The sequence below is a fragment of the Streptomyces sp. NPDC057428 genome, from assembly GCF_042803195.1.
GTDB lineage: Bacteria > Actinomycetota > Actinomycetes > Streptomycetales > Streptomycetaceae > Streptomyces.
The window spans coordinates 1-6,287 of sequence record NZ_JBHVCT010000169.1; the positions used below are offsets into that span (position 1 = coordinate 1).

At 69.7% G+C, this 6,287-nt stretch carries 3 protein-coding genes and 2 tRNA genes; 1 reads left to right on the forward strand and 4 read right to left on the reverse strand.

Annotated features, from left to right (window positions below):
* Window positions 1-12 precede the first annotated feature (12 nt).
* From ACFU5K_RS30995 to ACFU5K_RS31010, 4 genes are all read right to left on the reverse strand, one after another.
* A tRNA-Met gene (locus tag ACFU5K_RS30995) sits at window positions 13-86 on the reverse strand.
* Between the two features lie 96 nt (window positions 87-182).
* A complete protein-coding gene (locus tag ACFU5K_RS31000; RefSeq protein WP_384067815.1) occupies window positions 183-2,219 on the reverse strand; it encodes a sel1 repeat family protein in 2,037 nt (678 codons plus the stop codon).
* Between the two features lie 214 nt (window positions 2,220-2,433).
* Window positions 2,434-2,507, reverse strand: a tRNA-Met gene (locus tag ACFU5K_RS31005).
* Between the two features lie 42 nt (window positions 2,508-2,549).
* Complete coding sequence (locus tag ACFU5K_RS31010) at window positions 2,550-5,477, reverse strand: UPF0182 family protein (RefSeq protein WP_384067819.1); 2,928 nt, start codon at window positions 5,475-5,477, stop codon at window positions 2,550-2,552.
* A 136-nt stretch (window positions 5,478-5,613) separates the two neighbouring features.
* Between ACFU5K_RS31010 and ACFU5K_RS31015 the strand changes: the two genes are divergently transcribed.
* Window positions 5,614-6,174 (forward strand): PPA1309 family protein, encoded by a 561-nt coding sequence (locus ACFU5K_RS31015; RefSeq protein WP_384067812.1) that lies wholly within the window; start codon window positions 5,614-5,616, stop codon window positions 6,172-6,174.
* The last annotated feature ends 113 nt before the right edge of the window (window positions 6,175-6,287 follow it).

Genomic DNA, 6,287 nt, shown 5'->3' on the forward strand with positions numbered 1-6,287 from the left:
CTCTGTCTTCAGTAGCGGGGACAGGATTTGAACCTGCGACCTCTGGGTTATGAGCCCAGCGAGCTACCGAGCTGCTCCACCCCGCGTCGTTGTGAGTGCAACAGTACGTCACCTCCGCCGGACGGAGCAAATTCATTCCCCGGTCACCCGCGCGCGGGTGCCGAAGCGCCCGCCGCGCCGCGTCACGCGGTGAGCTCCTGGTGCAGAGCCTCGAGCAGCCGGGCGGCCCGCTCGGTCACCTCGGCCGGGCCCAACTCGACCGCACGGGCGCACCAGCGCTGCCCCTCCGCGAGCTCGCCCCGACGCGCGGCGAGCAGCGCGAGGCGCAGCGCGGCCCGGCCGTGCCCGTCGTTGGCGGCGCGGCTCCACCACAGGGCGGCTTCGCGCTCGCTGCCCTCCCGGGCGAGCAGCAGGCCGAGGTTGAAGGCACCGTTGCGGCTGCCGGACTCGGCGGCCTCGCGGTACCAGCGGGCGGCGCTCGCCATGTCCCCGCGCGCCGCAGCGAGCATCCCGGCCCGCACCTGGGCACGGCGGTGCCCCTGCTCGGCCGCCCTCTCGTACCACTCCTCGCACTCGGTCTTCTCCGGCATCGGCTCCCCCAGGGCAGGAGGGCCGGGCGCAGGCTGGCGCAGGTCGAGCACTCCTGCCAGCCGGAAGGCGGCCTCGGCGCTGCCACCGCCGGCCGCACAGCGCAGATGACGCTCCGCCTCCTGCTCCTCGCCGTCCCGCAACAGGGCCATGCCCACCTGGAGCGCGGCGTCGGTGTGCCCTGCCGCCGCCGCCCGCTGGTACCAGCCGAAGGCCGTACGGTCCTCGTCGCGGCCCGCGTGCAGGATGCCGAGGTTGAACGCGGCGTCCACGCTGCCCGCTTCGGCGGCCTTGGAGAACCACGGCTCCGCACCGCTCGCGTCCCCGGCCTGGAGCAGCAGCACGGCCAGTGCGTTGGCCGCCTCGCGGTGGCCGGCGTAGGCGGCCCGGCGGTACCACTGCTCCGCCTGCGGGATCCGGTCCTGGGCGGCACAGAGCAGGCCGAGGTTGTACGCGCCGTTGACGTCGCCCGCGTCCATCGCGGCGCGGTACCAGCGCTCGGCCGTCTGCTGCTCGCCGCGGGCGGCGTGCAGCGCGCCCAGTGCGTTGGCGGCGTTGCCGTCACCGTCCTGGGCCGCACGCAGCCACCACACGGCCGCACTCTCCTCGTCGCCCGCGTCCCGCAGCAGGAAGCCCAGGGCGCACGCCGCGCGGGGCTCGCCCTCCTTGGCGGCGGTGAGGTACCAGCGACCGGCCTCCTTCAGCTCCCCGCGCTGCTCGAGGATGGCGCCGAGATGGAGAGCCGCCCGGCGGTGCCCCCGCGCGGCGGCCTGCCGGTACCACTGCTCGGCCTCGCCGACCCGGTCGGCGTCGGGGCCCGCGACGGGGCTGTCCCGCTTCACCGCCTGCCCCGTGACCGGACGCTCCGGCGGCACACCCCCGCCCAGGACACGTCCCGGGCCGAGGGTGTCGTAGGCGTCTGTGACGGCGTTGCGCTCGACCGTCCGCGCCAGGCGGTACGCGGCCTCCCGGTGGCCCTGTTCCGCCGCGGCGCGCAGCCAGCGCTCGGCACCGACGTCGCCCCGGTGCTCCAGCAGGTCGGCGAGGGCGTACGCGCCCAGCGCGTGGCCCTGCTCGGCGGACTGCCGCAGCCAGTACTCGGCTCCGGGCTCGTCACCGCGTTCGCGGAAGTGACGCCCGAGAGCGTGCGCGGCGGCGGCGGAGCCCGCCACGGCGGCGATGCGCCACCAGCCGGCCGCCTCGTCCGGGTACCCGCGCTGATGCAGAAGGACGCCCAGGTTGTTGGCCGCGGCCCGGTCGCCCTCGGCCGTGGCCGCGCGCAGGTAGGTCTCGGCACCGTCCAGGTCGCCGCGGCGCAGCAGGAGAGCACCGAGCACGCTCATCGACCCGGTGTCACCGGCCTCGGCGGCACGTCGGTGCCGCGCCTCGGTCTCGTCGGAGTGGTCCGCGGTGTCGGTGCTCTCGACCGTGTCCGCGTCCGTGGCATCGAAGGCGCTGTCCCTCGGCTCGTCGAGGTGCACGGCGACGGCGGCGGTGCCGCGCGCACCCGCGGAGGTCTCGGCCACGGCAGCGACAAAAGCCGCATCTGCCATGTTTTTCGCCGTCCGACCGCGTCGCTGCACAAACCGCCCTGTCTCCAACAGAGTTGCCCTGTCCCCCATAAATACCATCGTCGCACCACCTGTAACCCGCATATACCTGGTATATCGCGGCCAGTGAGGTCACTTCAGCGTTTTGTCGACATGCCCACAGAGAGACAAGTGAAACACGTTCGCACCCAACTCGTGCTCAGCGAACCGCACTTCAGTCGCACAACTTGAGAGGAGGGCACACGACATGACGAAGGCCCGGATCCAAAAAGGGATCCGGGCCTTCGTCATTCAGTAGCGGGGACAGGATTTGAACCTGCGACCTCTGGGTTATGAGCCCAGCGAGCTACCGAGCTGCTCCACCCCGCGTCGTTGTGTTCAAACCGTACCACGACGCGGGGTGGAGCTTTCTCAGCTGCCCTGGTCAGCGCCCTCGCCGCCGGATTCGTCCGACGACTCGGCGCCGCCGCCGCCGGCCTTGGGCTGGGCCGCCGCGGCCTTCCTGAGCGCGTCCTGGAGATCCGTCTGCGCCTTGCCGTACGCGGTCCAGTCCTGCTTCTGCAGGGCTTCCTCACCGGCCGTGTAGGCCTTCTGGGCGTCCGCGATGGCCTTCTTCAGCGCGGCGTCCCCGGTGGCCGGGGGCTCCGTGGTGTCGCCCGGTGGCTCGGTGGGCTGCGTCGGCGGGTTCGTCGTATCGGAACCCTCGACACCGAAGACCGCGTTGAGCGCCTCCCCGAGACTGTTCTCGAAGACGATCTTCGACCCGTACGAAGCGGCCACCTTGCGCAGCAGAGGGTAGTTCTGCGTGCCACCGCGCGTGTACACCGGCTCGACGTAGAGGAAGCCTCCGTCCAGCGGCACGGTGAGCAGGTTGCCGTACTCGATGTCCGAGTCGGTGCCCTTGAGGTTCCTCACGAACTCGGCGACGTCGTCGTTGCCGTTGAGCTCACTCTGGACCTGGCCGGGGCCCTTCACCGTGGTGGTGACTCTCAACAGCCTTATCGTGCCGTAGTCGTCACTGGCCGCGTCCGCGTCCACCGCCATGAACGCCCCCAGGTTGGGTCGTCCCTTCGGTGTGAACGTCGTGGTCAGGGAGAACTTCTGCGTGTCCTGGCCCGGCATCCTCATGCTCAGGTAGTACGGCGGAACGGCACCCGGCTCCTTGTTGGTGGGGTCGTCCGGCACCTGCCAGGCGTCGCTCCCGCTGTAGAACTGCGCGGGGTTCTGGACGTGGTAGCGCGTGAGCAGCTCCCGCTGCACCTTGAACAGGTCCTGCGGGTACCGAAGGTGGTCCATCAGGTCCTTCGGGATGTCGTCCCGGGACTTCACGGTCCCCGGGAAGGCCTTGCGCCACGTCTTGAGCACCGGGTCCTCGGTGTCCCACTCGTAGAGCTTGACCTTGCCGTCGTACGCGTCGACGGTGGCCTTCACCGAGTTGCGGATGTAGTTGACCTGGTTCTGCTGGGCGACGACCGCGCGCTGGTTGGTGGTCAGCGAGTCGACCGTGGTGTCACCCAGCGTCGTACGCGAGGCGTACGGATAGCCGTTGGTCGTGGTGTACGCGTCGACGACCCACTGGATCCGTCCGCCGACGACCGCCGGATAGGCGTCCCCGTCGATGGTCAGCCAGGGCGCCACCGCTTCGACGCGTTCCTTGGGGGTGCGGTTGTACAGGATCCGCGAACCGTCGCCGATGGCTCCCGAATACAGAATCTGCGGCTCGCCGAAGGAGACCGCGTAGGCGGCGCGGTTGAAGGCGCTGGAGAGACTGACCCCGCTGTCGCCCTTGTAGCTGGTGGTCTTCTCACCGTCCTCCTCGTAGTCGAGCTCCTTCTGGGGCCCTCCGACGATGGAGTACTGCTCGGTCTTCTCGCCGTAGTAGATCCGCTGCTCGTACTTCGGCAGTTCACCTGTGGTCGGGAGGCCCGACTCGGTGAAGTCCGGGGAGCCCGTCGGGTTGGTGCCCGTCGTGGTGCCGCGCGCAGCGATGGCGCCGTAGCCGTGGGTGTACGTGAAGTGGTCGTTGATCCAGTTCCGCTTGGGGAGACCGTCGAGGTTCAGCTCGCGCAGGCCGATGACGGTGTCCTGCTCCTTGCCGTCCTCGCCCTTGTACCGGTCGACGTCCAGCGTCTTGGGGAACTGGTAGTAGTTCCTCTTCTGCTGGAGCTGCTGGAAGGCCGGGGAGACGACGTTGGGATCCATCACCCGGTAACTGGCGGCCGCGTCGGCGTCGGCCCGGAGTTTGGCCCCGTCCGTGGTCGTGCTCTTGCCGGAGTAGTCGTCCACCTGCGCGTCGTCGATGTCGTAGGCATCACGCGTCGCGTCGATGTTCTTCCGGATGAACGGGGCTTCCTTGGCCTGCTCGTTCGGCTGGACCTGGAACTTCTGCACGATCGCCGGGTAGAGCCCGCCGATCAGGATCGCGGAGAGCACCATCAGTCCGAAGCCGATCACCGGCAGCTGCCAGGTGCGCCGCCAGAGCGTCGCGAAGAACAGCACGGCGCAGATCACGGCGATGCAGAACAGGATGGTCTTCGCCGGCAGGTAGGCGTTGGCGTCGACGTACCGCAGGCCCGTCCAGTTGTCCGTGGCCTTGAAGTCGCTGGACTTCACCGCCAGGCCGTACCGGTCGAGCCAGTAGGCCACGGCCTTCAGCGCGACGAAGATGCCGAGCAGCACGGAGAGATGGCCGGTGGCCGCTCCCGTGGCGCGGGCGCCGGGGCTGGTGACCCGCAGTCCGCCGTACAGGTAGTGGGTGAGTGCAGCCGCGATCAGCGACAGGACGACGGCCGCGAAGCCGAACCCGAGCAGGAAGCGGTACCACGGCAGGTCAAAGGCGTAGAAGGACACGTCCAGCTTGAACTGGGGGTCCTTCTGCCCGAACGACACACCGTTCACATACATCAGCCACGTTCGCCACTGTCCCGAGGCCGAGGCCCCGGCGATCAGGCCGACGAGCGCGGTGACGGCGAGCAGCACCCACTTCTTGTACGGGGCGACGCTCATCCGGTAGCGGTCGAGGCTCTGCTGCTCCGTCGACATCGCGCTCAGCGGCGGCCGGAGCCGGTGCGCGAGCCAGATGTTCACGCCGAGGGCCACGGCCATCAGCAGTCCGAAGACGAGGAACAGTCCGATCTTGGTCCACAGGGTGGTGGTGAAGACGGACGAATACGAGACCGACCTGTACCAGAGCCAGTCCGTCCAGAACCCGGCGAACATGACGAAGGCCACGGCGAGAACCGCCAGGACCCCCAGAGTCATGAGCAGGGTACGGACGCGCCGGGACGGGCGGCCGACTCTGATCCGTGGCCCGGTCGGGCCTCCGCCGCGGTCCGGCATCTGGAAAGCCAACGTGCGCACCTCGAAGTTCGCGGTTGTGTGAAGCGGGCCCCGCGATCGTAGAGCCCACCTATGCAACTTACTGAGGCTTTACCTAGTTCCCGTTCCCGGGGCGGAAGGAGGCAGGATATTGACCATGCCCAACGTTTCCCCCTCAGGCCCCCCGATGGCCGCGAGTCCTCTCACCGTCGCCGTCCTCGAGATCGACGCCTATGCCGCAACGCTCGGCTGGGACCAGCCCGCCCGGCTGTTCGCCCTGGTCGACACCGCGCGGCTGCGCGCCCAGGAGCCGGGCCTCGCCGCCCAGCTCGGCCTCGACGACACCGCTTCGGTGCCCGCCACCCTCACCCCCGTCGAGCAGGAGGAGCTGCCCGACGGCACAGCGCTGGACGAGTTCCTCGCCACGATCGCCTGGCCCGACGCCGTGGTCGGCTGCGCCATGACCGTGGAACGGCTGATGCTGCCGCCGTCGGCGGAGGCCTCCGTACCGGAGGGCCTCGGCGATGCCGAACTCACCAAGTGGGTCGCCGACCACCCCGACCGGCAGGAAGTGCGGATGACCGTGGCAGTGCTGCGCGACGGAGCCCGCGACTCCGCGGTCAGGCTGCGCGAGAAGGACTCCCCGACCGAGGTCCTGACCGGCGCCGGCCTGGTCCCAGGTCTGGCCGACGCGCTCGCGGCCACGTTCGAGTCCTGACGCCCCGGCGGGGGCCGGCCTCAGACCCGAATCCGCAGGTAGTGGCGTGCTCGTGGGTCGTCAGCGGTCAACTTGCTTGATGCGGGGTGTTGTTGGGTTTCCGGCGTGTTGGT